The organism is Aminobacter sp. LjRoot7, assembly GCF_964252895.1.
GTDB classification, from domain to species: Bacteria; Pseudomonadota; Alphaproteobacteria; order Rhizobiales; family Rhizobiaceae; genus Aminobacter; species Aminobacter aminovorans_B.
The window spans coordinates 66855-87575 of the sequence record NZ_CAXUPX020000001.1 but is presented as its reverse complement, the minus strand read 5'-3'; the positions used below and the strand labels follow the sequence as shown (position 1 = coordinate 87575).

At 64.0% G+C, this 20721-nt stretch carries 20 protein-coding genes; 7 read left to right on the top strand and 13 right to left on the bottom strand.

Features of this window, described 5'->3' with window-relative positions; all coding sequences use genetic code 11:
* A complete protein-coding gene (locus tag ACSQ3E_RS00430) occupies positions 1–1578 on the bottom strand; it encodes a trimethylamine methyltransferase family protein (protein WP_310317749.1) in 1578 nt (525 codons plus the stop codon).
* A gap of 233 nt (positions 1579–1811) precedes the next feature.
* Here ACSQ3E_RS00430 and ACSQ3E_RS00425 point away from each other — a divergent pair, with 233 nt between their 5' ends.
* Positions 1812–2990: an MFS transporter gene (locus tag ACSQ3E_RS00425; protein ID WP_436121948.1), complete on the top strand. Its 1179-nt coding sequence runs from the start codon at positions 1812–1814 to the stop codon at positions 2988–2990.
* 54 nt (positions 2991–3044) lie between these two features.
* On the opposite strand, the gene ACSQ3E_RS00420 is transcribed toward ACSQ3E_RS00425, so the two are convergent.
* On the bottom strand, positions 3045–3422 hold the full coding sequence (locus tag ACSQ3E_RS00420) for a COG4315 family predicted lipoprotein (RefSeq protein ID WP_436121179.1): 378 nt from the start codon (positions 3420–3422) through the stop codon (positions 3045–3047).
* A 320-nt stretch (positions 3423–3742) separates the two neighbouring features.
* Between ACSQ3E_RS00420 and ACSQ3E_RS00415 the strand changes: the two genes are divergently transcribed.
* The 3 genes from ACSQ3E_RS00415 (at position 3743) to ACSQ3E_RS00405 (ending at position 6054) form a co-directional block, all read left to right on the top strand.
* Positions 3743–5122, top strand: a complete 1380-nt coding sequence (locus ACSQ3E_RS00415; protein ID WP_436121178.1) for an aspartate aminotransferase family protein — start codon at positions 3743–3745, stop codon at positions 5120–5122.
* 52 nt (positions 5123–5174) lie between these two features.
* Entirely contained in the window at positions 5175–5585 is a 411-nt protein-coding gene (locus ACSQ3E_RS00410; protein WP_436121177.1) for a carboxymuconolactone decarboxylase family protein, read from the top strand.
* Positions 5586–5682: 97 nt separating this feature from the next.
* Positions 5683–6054 (top strand): hypothetical protein, encoded by a 372-nt coding sequence (locus ACSQ3E_RS00405; protein WP_310317760.1) that lies wholly within the window; start codon positions 5683–5685, stop codon positions 6052–6054.
* A gap of 235 nt (positions 6055–6289) precedes the next feature.
* Here ACSQ3E_RS00405 and mmsB read toward each other — a convergent pair whose 3' ends face one another.
* Positions 6290–7174, bottom strand: coding sequence for a 3-hydroxyisobutyrate dehydrogenase (mmsB, locus tag ACSQ3E_RS00400; protein WP_436121176.1), 885 nt, complete (start codon positions 7172–7174; stop codon positions 6290–6292).
* A 112-nt stretch (positions 7175–7286) separates the two neighbouring features.
* Complete coding sequence (locus tag ACSQ3E_RS00395; protein ID WP_436121175.1) at positions 7287–8462, bottom strand: isobutyryl-CoA dehydrogenase; 1176 nt, start codon at positions 8460–8462, stop codon at positions 7287–7289.
* A gap of 118 nt (positions 8463–8580) precedes the next feature.
* Here ACSQ3E_RS00395 and ACSQ3E_RS00390 point away from each other — a divergent pair, with 118 nt between their 5' ends.
* Both ACSQ3E_RS00390 and ACSQ3E_RS00385 read left to right on the top strand, forming a co-directional pair.
* Positions 8581–9198, top strand: a complete 618-nt coding sequence (locus tag ACSQ3E_RS00390; protein WP_436121174.1) for a dimethylsulfonioproprionate lyase family protein — start codon at positions 8581–8583, stop codon at positions 9196–9198.
* A 2-nt stretch (positions 9199–9200) separates the two neighbouring features.
* The gene (locus ACSQ3E_RS00385; RefSeq protein ID WP_436121173.1) at positions 9201–10670 is read left to right on the top strand and encodes a cobyric acid synthase; all 1470 of its coding nucleotides are present in this window, start codon (positions 9201–9203) and stop codon (positions 10668–10670) included.
* Positions 10671–10676: 6 nt separating this feature from the next.
* On the opposite strand, the gene ACSQ3E_RS00380 is transcribed toward ACSQ3E_RS00385, so the two are convergent.
* The 3 genes from ACSQ3E_RS00380 to ACSQ3E_RS00370 all read right to left on the bottom strand — a co-directional run bounded on the left by ACSQ3E_RS00380 (position 10677) and on the right by ACSQ3E_RS00370 (position 12845).
* Positions 10677–11096 (bottom strand): VOC family protein, encoded by a 420-nt coding sequence (locus ACSQ3E_RS00380; RefSeq protein WP_436121172.1) that lies wholly within the window; start codon positions 11094–11096, stop codon positions 10677–10679.
* Positions 11097–11173: 77 nt separating this feature from the next.
* The gene (locus tag ACSQ3E_RS00375) at positions 11174–11998 is read right to left on the bottom strand and encodes a helix-turn-helix domain-containing protein (protein WP_436121171.1); all 825 of its coding nucleotides are present in this window, start codon (positions 11996–11998) and stop codon (positions 11174–11176) included.
* 61 nt (positions 11999–12059) lie between these two features.
* Entirely contained in the window at positions 12060–12845 is a 786-nt protein-coding gene (locus ACSQ3E_RS00370; RefSeq protein WP_436121170.1) for a TSUP family transporter, read from the bottom strand.
* Positions 12846–13007: 162 nt separating this feature from the next.
* On the opposite strand from ACSQ3E_RS00370, the gene ACSQ3E_RS00365 reads away from it, so the two are divergent.
* The gene (locus ACSQ3E_RS00365) at positions 13008–13439 is read left to right on the top strand and encodes a TerB family tellurite resistance protein (RefSeq protein WP_436121169.1); all 432 of its coding nucleotides are present in this window, start codon (positions 13008–13010) and stop codon (positions 13437–13439) included.
* Between the two features lie 20 nt (positions 13440–13459).
* On the opposite strand, the gene ACSQ3E_RS00360 is transcribed toward ACSQ3E_RS00365, so the two are convergent.
* From ACSQ3E_RS00360 to ACSQ3E_RS00335, 6 genes are all read right to left on the bottom strand, one after another.
* Positions 13460–15085 (bottom strand): ABC transporter ATP-binding protein, encoded by a 1626-nt coding sequence (locus ACSQ3E_RS00360; protein WP_436121168.1) that lies wholly within the window; start codon positions 15083–15085, stop codon positions 13460–13462.
* Complete coding sequence (locus ACSQ3E_RS00355) at positions 15082–15948, bottom strand: ABC transporter permease (protein WP_436121167.1); 867 nt, start codon at positions 15946–15948, stop codon at positions 15082–15084. Before ACSQ3E_RS00355 ends, ACSQ3E_RS00360 begins: the two co-directional genes overlap by 4 nt.
* Positions 15945–16892: an ABC transporter permease gene (locus ACSQ3E_RS00350; RefSeq protein ID WP_436121166.1), complete on the bottom strand. Its 948-nt coding sequence runs from the start codon at positions 16890–16892 to the stop codon at positions 15945–15947. Before ACSQ3E_RS00350 ends, ACSQ3E_RS00355 begins: the two co-directional genes overlap by 4 nt.
* Positions 16893–17090: 198 nt before the next feature.
* On the bottom strand, positions 17091–18572 hold the full coding sequence (locus tag ACSQ3E_RS00345; RefSeq protein WP_436121165.1) for an ABC transporter substrate-binding protein: 1482 nt from the start codon (positions 18570–18572) through the stop codon (positions 17091–17093).
* A 136-nt stretch (positions 18573–18708) separates the two neighbouring features.
* On the bottom strand, positions 18709–19989 hold the full coding sequence (locus ACSQ3E_RS00340) for an acetylornithine deacetylase/succinyl-diaminopimelate desuccinylase family protein (protein ID WP_436121947.1): 1281 nt from the start codon (positions 19987–19989) through the stop codon (positions 18709–18711).
* A 126-nt stretch (positions 19990–20115) separates the two neighbouring features.
* Complete coding sequence (locus ACSQ3E_RS00335) at positions 20116–20616, bottom strand: RidA family protein (protein ID WP_436121164.1); 501 nt, start codon at positions 20614–20616, stop codon at positions 20116–20118.
* Positions 20617–20721: the final 105 nt, after the last annotated feature.

The following is a 20721-nucleotide window of genomic DNA, read 5'->3' as shown; positions in this document are numbered from 1 at the left end:
TCAGAAGTCGGTGGGCGCGCCGCCTTCGGCCTTGCGCTTGTCGACGAAGGCGTTGAGCTCCTCGCGGATGGCGGGGTCCATCCAGGGCTCCTCGTAGGAGGCAAGGCGCTCCTTCCAGACGCGATTTGCCTTTTCTACCGCCGTTGGGCTGCCGGCCTCGGCCCAGGTCTCGAAATTGCGCCAGTCGGAGATGATGGGCGAATAGAAGGCATTCTTGTACCGCGACTGGGTGTGCGCGGTGCCGAAGAAGTGGCCGCCGGGGCCGACGTCGCGGATCGCGTCGACGGCGAGCGCGTCTTCCGACAGATCCAGCGGGGTCAGGAACTCGGCCACCATCTGCAGCATGTCGATGTCGAGGATCATCTTCTCATAGGAGCAGCGAAGGCCGCCCTCGAGCCATCCGGCACCGTGGAGCATGAAGTTGGCGCCGCCCTGGATCGCGCCCCACAAGGAGAAGACGCTCTCATAGGCTGCCTGGGCGTCAACGGCGTTGGCGGCGCAGACATTGGAGGTGCGGTAGGGGATGTTGTAGCGGCGGGCGAGCTGGCCGCCGACAAGCTGGGCCTTCATGTATTCGGGCGTGCCGAAGGCCGGGGCGCCCGACTTCATGTCGACATTGGAGGTGAAACCGCCATAGCCGACCGGCGCGCCCTTCCTGACCATCTGGGTGAAGGCGAGGCCCGAGAGCGCCTCGGCATTCTGCTGCACCAGGGCGCCGGCGATGGTGACGGGCGCCATCGCACCTGACAAGGTGAAGGGGGTGACGATCACCACCTGGCCCATCGACGACATCTGGATGATGCCTTCCATCATCGGCACGTCGAGCTTCAGCGGCGAGTTGGTGTTGATGATGGTGTAGACCGAGGGCTCCGCCATCATCTGCTCGCGGGAAATGCCGCGGGCGATGCGGGTGATCTCGATGCCGTCGACGTTGCGCTCCTTGCCGAGCGAATAGATGTGAAACACCTTGTCGGTCAAAGTCGCCAGATCGCGGATGCATTCGAGATGGCGGATCGAGGGGTGGATGTCCACCGGTTCGACAGGATAGCCGCCCGTCGTCTGCAGGATGTTGTGCATCTGGGCGAGCTTGAGGAAGTTGCGGTAGTCGGCCTGGTTGCCCGGGCGACGGCCACGATCGAGATCGGAACAGTTGGGCGCCGACGCCATCTGCGAAATGACGAGATTGTTGCCGCCGAAGCGCACATTGTGGGCCGGATTGCGGGCATGCAGGGTGAACTCGGCCGGTGCATGCGAGATCAACTCAAGGATCATGTCGGAATCGAAGCGGACACGCTCGGAGCCGTCGCGCACGTCGGCGCCATGCGCCTTCATGATGCGGCGTGCCTCGTCGTGCAGCACGTCGACGCCGATTTCCTTGAGCACCCGCAATGAGGCGAGGTGGATGGACTCCAGTTCGTCGTCGGAGATCAGCCTGGTCGGTGCAAACGGGATCTTGAGCTGGCGAAAAGGCGGCTGCTCGAATGCCTGGGCGCCGCCGGCGCGCTTGCCGGCACGACCGCCGCGTCGAGCGCGATCGGAGGCAGGAGCCTGTTCGGCTGTTTGCAGGGCCACGGTCATGGAATCCTCACGGCAAGCTTCAGTGTCGGGAGGCATAATGGACCGGGGCAGTGCTGCTCATTGCGGAGGTGGCGACAAGTAGCGCGAGGGAAACGACATCGTCGACGGGTGGGGTGAACCGTGGGGACTGCGACCGATTGGGACTGGACCGACGTTCTCCGTCGTGGTGAGGCATCCGGCACAGGGCGCATCATCTATAGGATCGCCGTCATTCGATTCTCCTGGTGACTGCTTTGACCTCTCCCGCTTCCACCGCCGCTGAACCGCCTCTCAGGTGGGCGCCGCTTGTCGGCGTCACCGCAGCACTTGCGATGTTTGGCGCAGCGCAAGGGCTGAGCTATCCGCTGTTTTCGCTGCTGATGCAGAAACAGGGCATGCCGCCGGCGATGATCGGCCTGTCGGCGGCGATGATGCCGCTGGGCCTGATCGCCTCCGCCGCCTTCGTGCCTGCGGCCGTGCGCCTCGTCGGGGCGAGAAACCTGGCGGTAGGCTGCTCGATCGCGGCTGCAATCTGCTTCCTGCTCATCGGCTATCTCCAGGACTGGTTCGCCTGGTTCGTCCTGCGCTTCATGATCGGTGTGGTCATCAACCCGCTCTACATCCTCGGCGAGGTGTGGGCGCTGTCGATGGCGCCACCTTCGCGGCGCGGACGCGTCATGGGCGTATTCAACACGCTGATGGGGGTCGGTTATGCCAGCGGGCCGCTGGTGCTGACCTTCGTCGGCACCGCAGGCTGGACGCCTTTCGTCATTGCAATCGTCGGCTTCCTCGCTTGTGCCACCGTCCTGCGCATCTTGTCGGACCTGTCGGGCTTCGAGGATGACGGCCAGTCCAAGGGGGGCGTGCTGGGCTTTGCGGCGCTTGCGCCGGCGCTGCTGTTTGCCGTGCTGGTTTCGGCGGCCAACCAGCAAAGCACCTATTCGCTGCTGCCGGTATTCGGCGCAGGCCACGGGCTGCCCGAAGCAATGCTTGCCGCGATGCTGACGGCACTGTCGATGGGCAACATCCTGCTGCAAATTCCGCTTGGCCTGATGGCGGAACGGGTCGGCGGCCGTGCCATGATCCTGTTTTGCGCCGCGGCGACGGCCATCTGCGCCGTGCTTTTGCCGCTGTTGATCGGGACGAGGCTGATCTGGCCCGTGCTCGTGGTGATGGGGGCCGTGGGCTACGGCGTCTACACCATGGCGCTGGTCGAGCTCGGCAACCGCTTCAACGGCAGTGTGCTCGTCGCCGGCAACGCGGCGTTTGCGCTGATGTGGGGCATGGGCGGCATTGTCGGGCCGCCAAGTTCGGGGCTGGTGATGCAGACTTTCGGGCCGATCGGGCTGCCGGTGGTGCTGGCGAGCCTCAATATCATGCTGCTCGCCTTCGCCCTCTATCGCGCGGCGTCACGGCGGCGGAGTGCTGGCTAGAAATCATGCGAAAGCTGCGCGACGGGCCGATCGGAACCGTCGCGCAGCAAAAGGTCAGTCGGCCTTGGCGATGTGCCAGACGCCGCCCTTGCCCTCGCCGGTGACGTCGCCGGCCTTCTTGTCCTGGACGAAGGTGTAGAGCGGTTTGCCTTCATAGGCCCACATCTTGGCGCCGTCGTCGCGGGTGACGACCGTCCATTCGCCTTCGTCCTTGGCGTCGGCCGCAGCCATCAGCGGCGGCCAGTTGACGGCGCAGTCGCCATTGCACGCCGACTTGCCGGCGCTGTCCTTGTCGTAGGTGTAGAGCGTCATGCCGTTGGCGTCGGTGTACATCTTGCCGCCGGCGCCTTCGGCGATCTTGGCCGGTTCGGCGGCGAAGGAGAGGGCTGAGCTCGCAAGCAGGAGGGCGAATGCGGACAGTACGGTCTTCATGATGGTTCTCCTTGGGTTGGCCGCAATATGCCGGCCACACAGGCAGTCAACGCTCGCCGTGGCCGATCTATTCCCGTCCTGAGGCGCAAGAGAGGATTTTTCCGGCGCTTGTGGAGTGGCGAAACGCCGGGTTAGAGTGTGGCATGCGCGCATTTCACGCCCATACCCCGACAGGGGACGCTGCATCGAAGCCGTCGCCGCGGACGCGGCACACCGAGCTTCTGCGGCTTTGCGCGCGCATTGGCTACTCGCCGCCGCTCGCCTGACCTCGAATCCGCCCCGGCACTTGCCGGATTGATTCAAGCGAAAGGCACAAGCCAATGACTTATCAGAATTATTCGCTGAAGCAGCTTCAGCAGATCGATGCCGCGCATCATCTCCACCCGTTCACCGATCACAAGGAACTGCGCGACGCAGGCTCGCGCATGATCACCCGCGCCGAAGGGCCGTTCATCTACGATTCGGAAGGCACGGAATTGCTCGACGGCATGGCCGGCCTGTGGTGCGTCAATGTCGGCTATGGCCGCGACGAGCTGGCCGAAGCGGCCTACGCCCAGATGAAGGAAATGCCCTACTACAATTCCTTCTTCAAATGCTCGACGCCGACGCCGGTGCTGTTGTCCAAGAAACTCGCGGAACTGGCGCCAAAGAACATCAACCAGGTGTTCTACGGCTCGTCGGGATCGGAATCGAACGACACGGCGCTGCGGCTTGTTCGCCACTATTGGGCGCTGGAAGGCAAGCCCGAGAAGAACCGCATCATCTCGCGCAAGATGGCCTATCACGGCTCAACTGTCGCCGGCACATCGCTCGGTGGCATGGACGGCATGCACCACCAGCTCGGCGGTGCGGTGCCCAACATCGTCCATGTGATGATGCCTTATGCCTATGAATTGGCGCTGCCAGGCGAGAGCGACCACGATTTCGGCCTGCGCGCCGCCAAGTCGGTCGAAGACGCGATCCTGGAAGCAGGTGCCGAAAACGTCGCTGCCTTCATCGGCGAGCCGATCATGGGGGCGGGCGGCGTCAAGATCCCGCCGGCGAGCTACTGGCCGGAGATCCAGCGCATCTGCCGCAAATACGATGTGCTGCTGATGCTCGACGAGGTCATCACCGGCTACGGCCGCACAGGCGAGTGGTTCGCGGCCCAGACTTTTGGCATCGAGGCCGACACGATCACCACCGCCAAGGCGCTGACCTCGGGCTACCAGCCGCTGTCGGCGCTGCTTGTCGGCGATCGTATCGCCTCGACGCTGGTCGAGAAGGGCGGTGAGTTCTATCACGGCTACACCTATTCCGGTCACCCGGTGGCCTGTGCGGTGGCGCTCAAGAACCTCGAGATCATCGAGCGTGAAGGGCTGGTCGAGCGGGTGAAGACCGACACCGGCCCGTATTTCGCCCAGATGCTCAAGGAGCGCATCGCTCGCCACGGCCTCGTCGGCGAAGTCCGTTCGGTCGGCCTGATGGGCGCCATCGAGATCGTCAGGGACAAGGCGACCAAGGAGCGGTTCTCACCCGGCGGCAGTGCCGCGGTCGTGGTGCGCGACCATGCGATTGCCAACGGCATGATGATGCGCGCGACCGGCGACTCGATGATCCTGTCGCCGCCGCTGATCTGGACCCGCGCCACCATCGACATGGCCGGCGACCGTATCCTGAAGGCGCTCGACCTCGCCGAAGCCGATCTGCGGAAAGCCTGATGCCAGATTGCCGGGCAGGGGATTTCTGCCCGGCCTACCCCGGGAGCGACAGATGAGCGGCAAGCCGATCGTGCCTTTGATCCAGTATGAGGATGCAAACGAGGCGGTCCGCGCCGTCTATGACGACATCATGGCTTTCAGGAAGGTCGACTGGATCAACAATTTCTGGAAGGTGCTGGCGCATGACCCGGCGCTGCTCAAGCGCACCTGGGAGTCGGTGCGCGAGGTGATGGCGCCCGGCGCGCTCGATCCGCTGACCAAGGAACTGATCTACATCGCCGTTTCGGCGACCAATGGCTGTGAATACTGCACCTACTCCCATACGGCGGCGGCGCGCAGCAAGGGCATGACTGAAGCCCAGCTGATGGAATTGCTCGCCGTTGTCGGCATGGCCAACGAGACAAACCGCCTCGCCAACGGCTTGCGGCCGCCGGTCGATGTGCAGTTCGAACCAAGGGACTGAGGCGGTCGGCTTGTTCATGACAGTACCGAGGCGTATATTGTGCACTGCACAATATGCTCGCGCGCATAATCGGCCGGGCCAAACCGGAGTGCGCGAGATGAAGAATAGACGATTGGCAAGGGCCTCGCGCCAATCCGGCGCCATTGCCGGCAATTTGATGCTGGCGCCGATGGTCATGGCGATGCGGTTGCCGATGATGGCGACCGAAGCGCGCAAGGGTGGGCCGCTGCATGGCGAAAGCCTGGCGGCGGTAACTGAAAAAACGACGGCCATGGCCGAAGGCATGGTGGCAGCGCAGATGTCCTACTTCCAGTCGGCGCTGCAGTTCTGGCCGGAAGTGCTGTCGGGCCGCACACCCTCGGTGCTGAACGGCGTTGCCGCGCAAAAGTCGGTTGCAGCCGCGCTGAAGCCGGCCAGCAAACGCGTGCGCGCCAATTTTCGCCGGCTGGCGACGAAATCCGGGACGTGAGGTTGGGGCACAACGCAAAAACCGCGTCCCGGACGGGAACGCGGCTTTGCCACTATTACGCATGGCCCTTCGCGACGCTTGACCAGCGAAGGTTTACAGCTCCGGTACGCGAGACCTGATCCGGAGCCAGAGGCGGCTGCGAAGCCCGCCCTTGCAAACCGTTTTAGCTGGACATCGTTACCGCGTGGTTATCGAGAGCTTAAGCAAACCTAAATTTTGAACTTTTTTGGATTAATCAGGCCGTCTCGCCACGCAGGAACCTGATGATGCCGGAGAAGTCCGTGCCGCCATTGCCGAGAGCCGTGAACAGGGCATAGAGCTGGGTTGCCTCGGCGCCGAGCGGGGTGACGGCACCGGCCTGCTGCGCCGCTTCCTGCGACAGCTTCAGGTCCTTCAGCATCAGCGCTGCGGCAAAGCCGGGCTGATAGTCGCGGTTGGCAGGCGAATTGGGCACCGGGCCGGGGACCGGGCAATAGGACGTCAGCGACCAGCACTGGCCCGAAGAGGTCGAGGCGACGTCAAACAGTGCCTGGTGCGACAGGCCGAGCTTTTCAGCGAGCACGAAGGCTTCGGCAACGCCGATCATCGAGATGCCGAGGATCATGTTGTTGCAGATCTTGGCTGCCTGGCCAGCACCGGCGTCGCCGCAATGGACGATGCGCCCGGCCATCGGCTTGAGCACCGGCTCGGCCACGTCAAACGCCGGCTGCGCGCCGCCGGCCATGAAGGTCAACGTGCCGGCCGCAGCACCGCCGGTACCGCCCGAGACTGGCGCGTCGACCGACAGCAGGCCATTCCTGGCTGCAATCGCATGTGCCTTGCGGGCTGAATCGACGTCGATGGTCGAGGAATCGATGAGCAGCGCGCCCTTCTTCAGCTTCGGCGCGATGTCCTCATAGACCGAAAGCACATGCTTGCCGGCGGGCAGCATGGTGATGACCACATCAGCGTCCTTGGCGGCGGCGGCCGCGTTGGCCATGACGGTGACGCCGTTGTTGCGGGCCGTCTCGAGATGCTCGGGCATCAGGTCGAAGCCGAGGACCGCGTGGCCGGCCTTGACGAGATTGGCGGCCATGGGGTTGCCCATGTTGCCCAGTCCGATGAAGGCGATGGTGGTCATTGGGGTGGTTCCTCCGTGGGAAGGGAATAGGGCAGTAAGGGAGTAGGGCAATAGGGCGCGAAGGCTGCAGTTTACTGCCTCATTGCCTTACTCCCCTACTGCCCTCGACCTGCTACTTTCCGATCAGATGCCTGGCGATGATGACACGCATGATCTCGTTGGTGCCTTCGAGGATCTGGTGGACCCTGAGGTCGCGGACCAACTTCTCGATACCGTAGTCGTGCAGATAGCCATAGCCGCCGAGCAACTGCAGGGCGTCGTTGGCGATGTCGAAGCCGGTGTCGGTGACGAAACGCTTGGCCATGGCCGACCATTTCGAGGCGTCGTGCGCCTTGCGGTCGAGCTTAGATGCGGCGGCATAGAGGAACAGGCGGGCGGCCTGGAGCTCGGTTTCCATGTCGGCGAGGCGGAACTGCAGCGCCTGGAAACGGTCGATGGTCTGGCCGAAAGCCTTGCGCTCGGCGGTGTAGGCAAGCGCCTTGTCGAGCGCCGACTGGGCGCCGCCGACAGAGCAGGCGGCAATGTTGAGCCTGCCGCCGTCGAGGCCAGCCATGGCGATGCCGAAGCCGGCGCCTTCGTTGGAAAGCAGGTTCTCGGCCGGCACCTTGCAATCGTCGAAGATGACCTGGCGGGTCGACTGCATGTGCCAGCCCATCTTGTGCTCGTTGGCGCCGAAGGACAGGCCGGGCGCATCCTTGGGGATGACCAGCGTCGAAATGCCCTTCGGACCGTCGGCGCCGGTGCGGACCATGGCGACATAGACGTCGCTGTCGCCGGCACCCGAGATGAACTGCTTGGTGCCGTTGACGACGAAGTCGCTGCCGTTGCCGCCGCTGCGCACCGCTTTGGTCTTGAGTGCTGCGGCGTCCGAACCGGAACCTGGCTCGGTCAGGCAATAGCTGGCGAGCCATTCCATCGACGTCAGCTTGGGCAGGAGGCGCTGGCGCTGCTCCTCGTTACCGAAGCGGTCGATCATCGACGCGGCCATGTTGTGGATCGAGATGAAGGACGAAAAGCCCGGGCAGGCATGTGCAAGCTGCTCGAAAACCAGCACTGCGTCGAGGCGGGTGAGGGCGGAGCCGCCGACATCTTCCTTGACGTAGAGGCCGCCGAAGCCGAGCTGGCCGGTTTCGCGGATGACGTCTTCTGGGAAGTGCTTGGCCTTGTCCCATTCAAGGGCAAAGGGCGCCACCTTCTCGGCGGCGAAACTGCCCGCCATTTCGCGGATGGCCAGCTGATCTTCGTTGAGCTCAAACTGACCGGCGGTCGCGTCGATTGCGGCGTCCATGTCGGCCTCCCTGTCGTTTTTTTGGCTATGCGCGGGGCTCAATCTAGACCAATGATGCGGCCGCGCAACCCGACCTTCAACAGAGCGGCTGTGCGCAAATGCATGGGCGAGAATGGACGTGGCGACAAATTTTGATGGGCTGCTGCAGGCCCTCAGGAGCTTTATCGAGGCAACCGGTTCGGTGGCGCCGGTGGGCGAATTCCTCGGCGATATCGACTGGGAAATGCCGCCGCGTTCGTTGAAGCCGCATGGTGTCGCGTGCTCACGCCTTCTCGACCGCGCCGTCGAATTGGCGCCGGCCGGCTGTCGTCCCTTGGCTGAGCTTCTGGCGCGGAATCGCGGCGAACTGCACTGGGGGCAGACCTACACGGCAGCGGATTTCGGCCAGCGCTTCCTCGACAATTACGGCTGGGTGGAGATGTTCGGCACGCGCGGCCACTATGCCAACGACAAGGTGGCGGGCGGCTTCCTCGTGCTTGGCCCTGATGTCGAGTATCCCGACCACCACCACCTTGCTGAAGAGATCTACATCCCGCTGACCGGCGGCACGGCTTGGCGAATGGGCGATGCGCCGTTCGGTCTGCGCGATGCAGGCGAAGTGATCCACCACGCCTCCAACGTGAACCACGCCATGCGCACCGGCAGCGAGCCGCTGCTTGCGCTCTATCTCTGGCGCGGCGGGCCGCTGGCGGCCAAATCGACGGTTTCAGGTACAGCCTCGGGCGGAAAGGGCTGACCATGGCCAAGGCGATCATGCTCCAGGGTACGGGCTCGGATGTCGGCAAGACGGTTCTGGTGGCCGGCTTGTGCCGCGCGGCGCGCAATCGTGGAATGCAGGTGCGGCCGTTCAAGCCGCAGAACATGTCGAACAACGCCGCGGTCGCCGACATTCCCGGCGAGGCAGGCGGCGGCGAGATCGGCCGCGCGCAGTGGCTTCAGGCGATAGCCTGCGGGGTCAAGCCGTCGATCCACATGAACCCGGTGCTGCTCAAGCCGCAGAGCGACATCGGCAGCCAGGTTGTGGTGCAGGGCAAGGTCTATGGCCATGCCAAGGCGCGCGACTATCAGGAGCTGAAGCCCAAGCTGATGGGCGCCGTGCTCGACTCCTGGCAGAAGCTGGGCGAGGGTGCCGACCTTATCGTCGTCGAAGGCGCTGGTTCGCCCGCCGAGATCAATCTTCGTCCGCGCGACATCGCCAATATGGGATTCGCCACCCGCGCCGGCGTGCCCGTCATCCTCGTCGGCGACATCGATCGCGGAGGGGTCATCGCCTCGGTTGCCGGCACGCATCTGATCCTGCCGGAAGACGATCGGCGCATGATCGTCGGCTACCTGATCAACAAGTTCCGCGGCGATGCCAGCCTGTTCGATGACGGCATCAAGGCGATCGGGCATTTCACCGGCTGGCCCTGCTTCGGCGTCGTGCCGTGGCTCAAGGCGGCAGCACTGCTGCCTTCGGAAGATTCGGTGATCCTCGAAAGGCTTGCAGGCGGGGAAAAGCGGGCGCTCAAGGTTGCCGTGCCGATGCTCGGCCGCATCGCCAATTTCGACGATCTCGACCCGCTGCGTGCCGAACCGCAGGTCGAAGTGGTGTTCGTGCCGCCAGGGCAGCGACTGCCCGAGGATGCCGGGCTGGTGGTCATTCCGGGATCGAAATCGACGATCGGCGACCTGCTGCTGTTCCGTGAAAACGGCTGGGACCGCGACCTCGAGGCACACCGCAGGCGCGGCGGTCATGTCGTCGGCATCTGCGGCGGCTACCAGATACTCGGCCGTGTCGTGCACGACCCGTTGGGCATCGAAGGCAGCGTTACGCGGGCCGAGGGTCTCGGCCTGCTCGACGTCGAGACGGTGATGGCGCCGGAAAAGACCGTGCGCAATGTCGAGGCGCACTCGGTACGCTATGGCGAGCCACTGTCCGGCTACGAAATCCATCTCGGCAAGACCACGGGCGCCGATTGCGTGAGGCCGACAGCCGTCATCAACGGCGTCGACGATGGTGCGACCTCGGCCGACGGCAAGGTGTTCGGCACCTATATGCACGGCCTGTTCGGTGCCGACGGCTTTCGCGGAAAATTCCTCGAAAGTCTTGGCATCAGGGGCGGCGGTATCGACTATCGCGCCGAAGTCGAGCGCGCCCTCGACGAAATTGCAGACCACCTTGAACGGCATCTCGACTGCGACGCGATTTTTGCTGCCGCGCGCTGACGCCGATCAGGCGGCCGGTTCGCCTGCTTTCGGCCAGTAGGTGCCGACGCTCCAGACATTGCCCTCGGGGTCGCGGCAGATGAACTCGCGGCTGCCGTAATCGCGATCGGTGAGTTGCTGGACGATGTCGGCGCCTGCCGCCTTGGCCCTGGCATGGACGGCGTCGACATCTTCGACCGCCAGATAGATGGCCTTTCCGCCGTTGTGGCCGGGTTCGCCAACGATGGCGCCGAAGGCATCGGCGCGAGACGACCCGATCATGACCATCGAGGAGCCCAGGGCCAGTTCGGCATGGCCGACTTTAGCGCCATCCATGTATCGGGCGTGGACGGCAAAGCCGAATGCCTCGCCCAGCCAGTCGATCATGCTGGCGGCGTCGTTGTATCGCAGTGTCGGGAATATGCGTGGAACGTCGAGCGCGGGCATTGGGACCTCCTTGTGGCGTTGAACTGTCACCACCTTGGCCGAATGCTGCCTGCCCGTATTGAACAAATGTAACCGGCTCAGCCGAGCCCGGTCGGTGTTGCGCCGGCAAGCGCGCGGAACTCGCGCACCAGATGCGCCTGGTCGGCATAACCGCACTCTGCCGCGAGGTCGGCCCAGCCCGAGCGGTTGGCCTGCTTCGCGAGGCTCGCGGCGCGATTGAACCTGACGATGCGCGCAATGGCCTTTGGCCCGACGCCAACCTGGTCGGCGAAGCGTATGGCGAGGTGCTTTCGGCTCCAGCCGATCTCGGTGGCGATGGCCGCAATGCGGCTACGGCCGCCACTCGTCATGATTCGTTCAAGGGCCCAGCCGACCTCGGACTGCGGCGAAGCAGCGTTCGTGAGCCGTTGGGCGATGAAGCTCTCGGCAATGTCCAACCGCCGGTGCCAGTCGGTTTCCTCGCCGAGCCGTTCGCGCAACTCGCGCCCCCGGGCAGCAAGCAGCTCGTCCAGCGGCACCATGCGGTCGGCTAGTTCGCTCATCGGCAAACCGAAGAAGCGGCGGGCGCCAAGCGGGGTGAAATTGACCTGGATGCAGCAGGACCTGCCATAGGAATCGATGATCACCGGTCCGGCGTGGATGCCGGCGGCAAAGCTTGCGAAGCGATCATTGTCTCGGGGTGCCCGGCTCAGGCCGATAGCGAAGGCTTCGCCGAAACTGATGATCAGCGGAACATGAAGCGAAGCGACCTCGGCCTGCCTGGCATAGACAGGGACAAGTTCGCGAAACCCGATGAGTTCGGTGACGATGCCGGCGAGCTGTGGCGAAGGCGTGCGCCGCACGAACTCGAACTGTGCCGGGGCAGGCTCAACCGGTGTCTCGTAGAGTTGGCCGCTTGCCATGTCATGGCTCCGCTGGGGCAAACGGACGATATCAGCCGGGCGTTAGACGGTCAAAACGCCGTCACAGGCCGACCATCACGCGCAGCGGGTTGGTGGGGTCGATGAGCAGGCGGATGGCCAGTGCGACGCAGGTGCAGACCAGCAGCGGCTTGATCAGCTTTGCGCCGTTGCGCATTGCCATGTGGGCGCCAAGCCGGGCGCCGAGGAACTGGGCGATGCCCATCAACAGCCCGATCTTCCAGGCGACCACGCCGACGAAGGCGAAGGCGATGAAGCTGCCGACATTGGAGGCGAAGTTGAGCAGCTTGGTGTGGGCGGTGGCCTTGAGCACGCCGTAGCCGGCCAAGGTGACGAAGGCGAGCATGAAGAACGAGCCGGCGCCGGGACCGAACACGCCGTCATAAAAGCCGATCAGCGGCACCACGGTCAGTCCGAACAACAGGGGCGGCAGGCGTTCAACGCGATCGACGTCATCCATGTTGGGCTTGAATGCGAAATACAGCGCGATGGTGATCAGCAGGAACGGCAGAAAGATGCGCAGGATGTCGCCGGGCAGGACCGTCGCCAGCATGGCGCCGAGCATCGCGCCGACGAATGAAATGGCTGCGAACGGCAATTGCTTGCGCAGGTCGACATGGCCCTTGGCGGCGTAGCTGATGGTGGCGGAGCCCGAGCCGAACAGCGACTGCAGCTTGTTGGTGCCGAGCGCCTCGAGCGGCGGCAGGCCGGCAAGCAGCAGTGCCGGAATGGCGATCAGGCCGCCGCCGCCTGCTATGGAATCGATGAAGCCGGCGATGAAGGCAGCCGCGATCAGGATCAGCAGGGTTTCGGTGGCTATGTCGAACATCGGTGCGGAGATCTGTCCAGGAGGATGAGGCCTTCGACCACAGCACACCCGCTTGCGCAATAGCGCGTCGGCGGCAATGCTGGCCCAGCCATTGGGCCAAGTGTTTTTCGCCGTGCGTTGCTCTATATCGGATCTGCAGTTGCCTCGACGGAAGGGATTCGCATGGTGACAGGATTGCTGACCCAGATTCTGAACATGTTCGAGGGCGACCCCGGGGTCCGCAAGGTCGCCGACGATCCCGTGCTCTCGGCCGAGCTGCTGCTGCTGTTCCGGATGATCCTCGCCGACGGTGTCGCCAGTGAAGCCGAGATGATCGCCTTTCGCCGGATCTGCACCGAAGCCTTCGGCATCGCCGAGAGCAGCATCGATGGCGTCATCGAATATCTCAACGAGTTCGGCTACGAGACCAACGGTTCGCAGGCCATCGCCATGTTCCGTGATCTCGACGTCGAACGACGCCGGCAACTGGCCCGCCATATGGCCGAGATAGCCAAGGCCGACGCCCATCTCGCGGAAAATGAGGTCAAGCTCCTGCGCCGCACGCTCGATCTGCTGGGCATCAGCCATGTCGATGTGGTGAAACCGGCGACCTAGGCTTTTTAGCGAGCCGCCGCTTATCCCTGTTCCTGCAGCCGCCGGGCGATTGCCCGGTGCAGGTCGGGGGCTGCCGAGACAAGTGCCTGCGCGGCCTCGGTCTGCGGATGGTCCAGCACCTCTGAAGTCTTGCCGCGCTCGACGATCCGCCCTTCATGCATGACCAGAACGTCGTCTGATATGGCGCGGGCAACGGTCAGGTCGTGGGTGATGAAGAGATAGGCGACGCCCAGCTTCTGGTTGAGCTCGGCGAACAGGTCGAGGATCTGCGCGCGGATCGAGACATCAAGCGCCGACACAGGCTCGTCCGCCACCACCAGCTTGGGCCGGGTGATGATGGCGCGGGCGATCGACAGGCGCTGGCGCTGGCCGCCGGAAAACTCGTGCGGGTATTTCTCCATGTCGGACCGGCTGAGCCCGACTTCATGCAGGGCGCGACCGACCATGTCGCGGCGCTCCTTGCGGTCTGGCTTGCGTTCGAGAAGATGCAGCGGCTCGCCGACCAGCCGCTCCACCGTGTGACGCGGGTCGAACGAGCCGTAAGGGTCCTGGAACACCACCTGCATGTTGCGGCGGGCGCGGCGCATGGCGGTCTCGTCGGCGCGGGTAATGTCCATGCCGCGAAACTTGATGGTTCCATCGGTGGGGGTGTCGAGCGCAAGAATCATCCGCGCAAGAGTCGACTTGCCGCAGCCGGAGCGGCCGACAAGCGCCACCGAGGCACCCGGCTTCATCTTGAGCGAGACGTTGTCGACGGCGCGGACAGGTTCCGGCTTCGAAAACAGCGACCGTCGCCTGCCGGGATAGTCCCTGGTCAGGTTGGCGACGTCGAGCAGGGTGTCGGGTGCGGATTCTTCGATGTGAGGCCTGACGCGCGCCGGGACATGCATCGATGCCAGCGCCAGCTGGCGCGTGTAGGGATGGGTTGCCTCCGACAGCGTGCGTGCGGTGTCGCCACACTCCGTCACCAGGCCTTGGCGCAGGATGGTGATCCGGTCGGCCATTTCGGTGACGACAGCCAGGTCGTGCGAGATGAACAGCAGGCTCATCCGGTTTTCGCGGACCAGTTCCTTGAGCAGGTCGAGGATCTGCGCCTGCAGCACGACGTCTAGTGCGGTCGTCGGCTCGTCGGCGATCAGCAGTTTGGGCTTCAGCGCGCAGGCGATGGCGATGGCGACGCGCTGGCGCTGGCCGCCGGACAATTCGTGTGGATAGCGCGACAGCGGGAACTTCTGCTCCGGCAGGCCGACCCGGTCGAGGATCTTGCGCGCCTGCGCCTCAGCCTCGGCGCGGCTCGCCCTTGTGTGCCACCTGATGCCTTCGGCGACCTGCTCGCCAATCGTCTTGACCGGATTGAGCGCTGTCATCGGCTCCTGGAACACCATGCCAATGTCGTCGCCGCGCAGCGCGCACATCTGGGCCTCGGTGGCAGAGAGAATGTCGATGCTGTCAAAGGTGACACGCCCCTTCATCTGCGTTGCCACAGGCGTGAGGCGCATGACGGCAAGTGCCGTCATGGATTTTCCTGACCCGGATTCGCCGACGAGCCCCATCACCTCGCCGGGTTCGATGGCGAGGTCGACGTCCTTCAGCACCTGCGTCCGGCCGATCCTGAGCGACAGCTTTTCGATCTCGAGCAGGCTCATGGGCGGCGCCTCGATCGCGGATCGAAGATATCCGATATGCCGTCGCCGAGCAGGTTGAGCCCAAGCACGGTGATCAGGATCGCGCAGCCGGGGAACAGCGCCAACCAGGGCGACACCATCATCAGCGTCTGCGCGTCGAAAAGCATGCGGCCCCAGCTTGGCATTGGCGGCTGCGTGCCGAGACCGACATAGGACAGGGCGGCTTCGGCGAGGATGCCGAGCGCGAACTGGATGGTGCCTTGGACAAGCAGCATATTGGCGATGTTGGGCAGGATGTGTTCGACGGTGATGCGGCTCTTGTTCTTGCCGGCGGCACGGGCGGCAAGGATGTATTCGCGCGGCCAGATCGACAGCGCGCCGGCGCGCGCGACGCGGGCGAAGACCGGGATGTTGAAGATGCCGATGGCGATGATGGCGTTGATCGCGCTCGGTCCGAAGACGGCCGTGATCATGATCGCCGACAGCAGCGCGGGAAAGGCGAAGACGAGATCGTTGAAGCGCATCAGCGCCTCGTCGACCCAGCCGCCACGCGCTGCCGCCCAGCAGCCGAGCGGCACGCCGATGCCCATGCCGATGACGACCGCGACAAGTGCCACGGCGATCGAGTTGCGCGCGCCGATCATGATCATCGACAGCACGTCGCGGCCGAAATGGTCGGTGCCGAACCAGTGCTCGGCGGAGGGCGGCTGCATGCGGTCGGCGACGACGAGCCTGGTGACGTCGAAGGGGGTCCAGAAGAACGAGACGGCCGCCATGGCAGCGACGACCAGGGTGATGACGAGGCCGATGACGAAGGAGCGGTTGCCGAACGCGCGGCCGACGAATTCGCCGAAACCTTCGCCTTGAGGTGTCGCTTCGTTCATCGCCGTGCCCTCAGGCGCGGGTCGACCAGCGCATAGGAGAGATCGACGATCAGGTTGACCAGCACCACGGCGGCGACCAGCAACATCACCACGCTTTCGACGACGATCAGGTCGCGTTGGGTGATCGCCTGGAAAACCAGCCGGCCGAGGCCGGGCAGATAGAAGACGTTTTCGATGATGATGGTGCCGGCGAGCAGGAAGGCGAATTGCAGGCCCATGATGGTCAGCACCGGGATCATGGCGTTGCGCAGCGCGTGCCGCCACAGCACCGCGCGCATCGGCATGCCCTTGGCGCGTGCGGTGCGGATGTAGTCCTCGTTGAGCACCTCGATCAAGGCGGCGCGGGTGACGCGGGCAAGGATCGCCGCCTGCGGTAAGGCGAGGGCGAGCGCAGGCAGGATCAGCGCCTTGAGCGCCGGCCAGATGCCGTTGCCCCAGCCGGGAAAGCCGCCGGCGGGCACCAGCCGCAACCAGACGGCGAAGACATAGACAAGCAGCAGCGCGAACCAGAAATTGGGCATGGCGACGCCGACCTGTGCCACGGCCATGGCAGCGGTGTCGCCGGCCTTGCCACGGCGCGCGGCGGCGAACAGGCCGACGGGGATGGCAATGAGCGTCGAGAGCGTCAAGGAGATCACCGCAAGCGGGAAGGAGACGACAAGCCGCTCCCTGATCAGGTCGATCACCGGCACCGAATAGGTGTAGGACTTGCCGAAATCCAGCTGGAGCAGGCCCCTGATCCAGTCGAAATAACGCACGATCAGCGGCTGGTTCAGTCCCATCTGCTCGCGCAGCAGGTCGACCTGCGCGTCACTGGCGTTCATGCCCAGCATCAGCCGGGCCGGATCTCCGGGTACAACCTCGAGCATCAGGAACACGACGAGCGAGGCGACGACGAGGGTCGCAATTCCGATCAACAGGCGTTTGAGCAGATAGATCGTCATCAAACGCAAACTGCCCGAGAAAATGCCGCTTCGAAAGCTCGCAAAGGTTGCGGAGAAGCGCAGTTCACAGAACTCTTGCGATGCTCCCAGAAATAACGGCGACGAAGCTCGCCGCGAGTGTCCTCACATCGGAAGGCTACATGCCGCGCTTTCGCGGGGCAGAAGGTGGCGCAACCCGAAGGCGCGCCACCTTGATCGTCAGTCGACCCACTTCACCTTGGTGAGGTCGTTGGCCTGGATAGGCGAGTTTTCCCACAGGCCTTCGACCTTGGCGTCCCAGATGCCGACCTTGGGCAGTTCGAACAGGAAGCCGTTGACGGCATCGTCGGCGAGAATCTTCTGCGCCTGCTTGTAGAGCTCGGTGCGCTTGGCCTCGTCGGAGGTCAGGTTGAGCTCGTCGATGACCTTGTTGAAGGCCGGGTTGTCGTAATTGAAGTAATAGTCCTTGCGGGCATAGATATCGATGTCGTTGGGCTCGGTGTGCGAGACGATCGACAGGTCGTAATCCTTGTCGGTGAACACCTGCTTGAGCCAGTCGGCCCATTCGACCGGGATGATCTGCAGGTCGATGCCGATCTCGCGCAGCTGGGAAGCCACGATCTCGCCGCCCTGGCGGGCATAACCGACCGGCGGCAGCTTGAGCGTCGCCTTGAAGCCTTCTGCGAGGCCTGCTTCCTTGAGCAGTTCCTTGGCCTTGGCGATGTCGTGCGGATAGGTGCCGGTCAGGTCGACATAGGCCGGGTTGTGCGGGGCGAAATGCGAGCCGATTGGCGTGCCCAGGCCGCCGGTCGCGCCATCGATCAGCGCCTTGCGGTCGATGGCATGCGCGATTGCCTGGCGCACCTTGAGATTGTCGAAGGGCGGCCGCTTGTTGTTGGTCGACAGCACCGTTTCGCCCTCGGTGGTGCCGATGACCACCTTGAAGCGCGGGTCGGCCTTGACCTGGGCGAGCGCGTCGCCGAGCGCGAAGTTGGGCAGCGCCTGCACGTCGCCCGAAAGCAGGGCAGGGATGGCGGCGGCCGCGTCGGGGATGATGCGGAACTCGGCCTTGTCGAGCGCCACCGGATCGCCCCAGTAGCCATCGGCCTTGACCAGCGTGATCGATGAACCCTTGGCCCAGTTCTGGAACTTGAACGGGCCGGTGCCGACAGGCTTTTCCTTGTTGGTCTCGGCGGTCTCCGGCGCAACGATCACCGCGTCGCCCCAGCCGAGATTGTAGAGGAACGAGCCGAGCGGGTTCTTGAGCGTCACCTTGACGGTGGCCGGATCGACGACCTCGACGGTGTCGATCGGCGCAAACAGGCCTTTTTGGGCGTTGACCGAGTTTTCGCCACGGGCGCGGTCGAGCGAAAACTTGACGTCGGAGGCGTCGAAGTCGCTGCCGTCATGAAATTTCACGCCGGAGCGCAGCTTGAAGGTGTATGTCTTGCCGTCGTCGGAAATCGTCCAGCTCTCGGCCAGATCGGGCAGCACCTCGCCGCGCGAACCGATGCGGGTCAGGCCTTCGAAGACGTTGGCGTAGAAGACTTCGTCGATGGCAGCCGCTGCACCTGCGGTCGGATCGAGATGCGGCGGCTCCAAGGGCATGCCAAGCACGAGGTCGGTGCGGGCGGCCATCGCTGCGGTGCTGGAGGCCAGCGCCAGCGCCGCGGCCGCCAGTATGGTTTTCCATTGCTTCATGCTCAGATCTCCCCGCTTCGACTTCAACGGGCCGGATAGAAGCGTGATTTCCCGGCCGAGTAAATCAAGTTTGTTGCAATTGCAGCAGTGCTGCGGAAATGATTTTCTCACGCCGCAACAGGCGTTGCTTCGCCGATCAGCCGTTGAACTGGCCGCGCAGCAAGATGTCGAGGCCTATTGCCATCACCTTCGCCGACTGGACCATGTCGTCGATGCCGACCCATTCGTCCGGCCGATGGGCGAGGTCGAGAATACCCGGGCCATAGGCGATGCAATCGTACAAATGGCCGATGCGGGCGACGTGCTTCTGGTCATAGGTACCGGGCGAGATGACATATTCCGGCTCCCTGTCGAAGATCTCGCGTATGCCTCTGGCAATGGCCGACGCTACCGGCGCATCGCGCTCGGTCATCAGTGGCTGGACCTCCATGATGTCGCGGATCTCGTAGTCGAACTTCCTGCGTTCGCGCTTGAGGCGGTCGAGGATGCTGGTGACTTCGCCTTTGACGTCGACGATGTTTTCTTCCAGCAGGAAGCGACGGTCGATGGTCAGGCGACAGGAATCGGGCACGTTGGGCGAGGGCAGGCCTGGGCGGAAATCGTCGGTCTGTCCGCCATGGATCGAGTTGATGTTCATCGTCGAGCGCCGCGCACCTTCCGGCACCACCGGCATGCGCGTCGTCTTGCGGTCGAGCGCGGGAAACAGCTCCCGCTCGAAGGCTTCGAGCACAGCCCCCATGTGGCGGACGGCGCAGTCGCCGAGGAACGGCATGGAGCCATGTGCGATCTCGCCCTTGGTCTCGATTTCCGCCCACCAGACGCCGCGATGACCGAGGCAGATACGGTCCTTGTTGAGGGGCTCGGGGATGATGACGTGGTCGACCCTGGGCCTGGAGAAATATCCCTTGCCGGCGAGATAGGCGACGCCGCCGAAACCGCCCGACTCCTCGTCGACGGTGCCGGATATCTCGATGGCGCCGGGGAAGTCCGGATTGACGTCCATGAAGGCTTCGGCGGCGATGATCGAGGCTGCCAGCCCGCCCTTCATGTCGCAGGCGCCACGGCCATAGACGCGGCCGTCGCGGATCGTGCCGGCAAATGGATCAACCGACCAGCCTTCACCCGCCTCGACGACGTCGATATGGGAATTGAAATGGACGGTGGGTCCGGCCACCCGGCCGTCGAAACGGGCAACGACATTGATGCGCGGATAGCGGTCGGTGTCGCCTGGCGTGCCTTCGGCTCTGATGTATTCTACGCCGAAGCCGCGCCTGGCCAGGCGATTGCCGAGGTATTCCGCGCAAGGGCGATAGGCGTCGCCGGGCGGGTTGATGGTGGGAAAACGGATCAGCTCCGCAGTCAGTTCCGCCAGTTCTTCACGACGGTCGTCTATGATCTTGAAAAGCTTGTCATACATGCGGTCGACATTGTTCACTTTGTCTGGCTTCACCTTGCCCGGATCGTTGCCAGTCTTGCGCATCCGTCAGCTGCTGTCGAGCGCGCAGGCTGCCTGTTTCGTGGCAACCCGCGCAAACCGTTCCACTCACGGGCGGACGGCGGTGACCTCGATCTCGACCAGCCAGCCGGGCGCGACGAGGCCGGCGACCTGCATGACCGAGCGGGCCGGCAGGTTCGGCTGCTCCTTGGTGCCGAAAAATTTGGTGTAGCCGTCCATGAAGCCGGCAAAATCCATCTTGCCGCCCTGTGCCGGATCACCGACGAGGAAGACCTGCATCTTGACCACGTCGCCCATCTTGAGGCCAAGGCCTTCGAGGGTCTTTTCGATCGATTTCAGCACCGATTCCGTCTGCGTTCTGGTGTCGCCATAGGCGGCAAAGCTGCCCTTCTCGGCTTTCTCGTCGACGACCGAGGGCACCGCGCCGCTGACATAGACCGTCGTCTTGCCGGCGGGGACTTCGACGGCCTGGGCGATCGGAAAGTCCGAATTCGGGTTCTTGTGGCGCACCACATCCTCAGCCATCGCGTTGCCCGAGAGGAACAGTCCAGCCACGAGGGTGGCGGCGCAGATCCGCATTGTTGTCATGCCTTTCTCCTTTTGCCGCATGAAATGAAGCAGCCAGCAGGATCACCGGCTGCTTCGGTCGCTGGAGCGAACGCTCCAAACCTGTTGGATCTAGCAGTCTCGTGT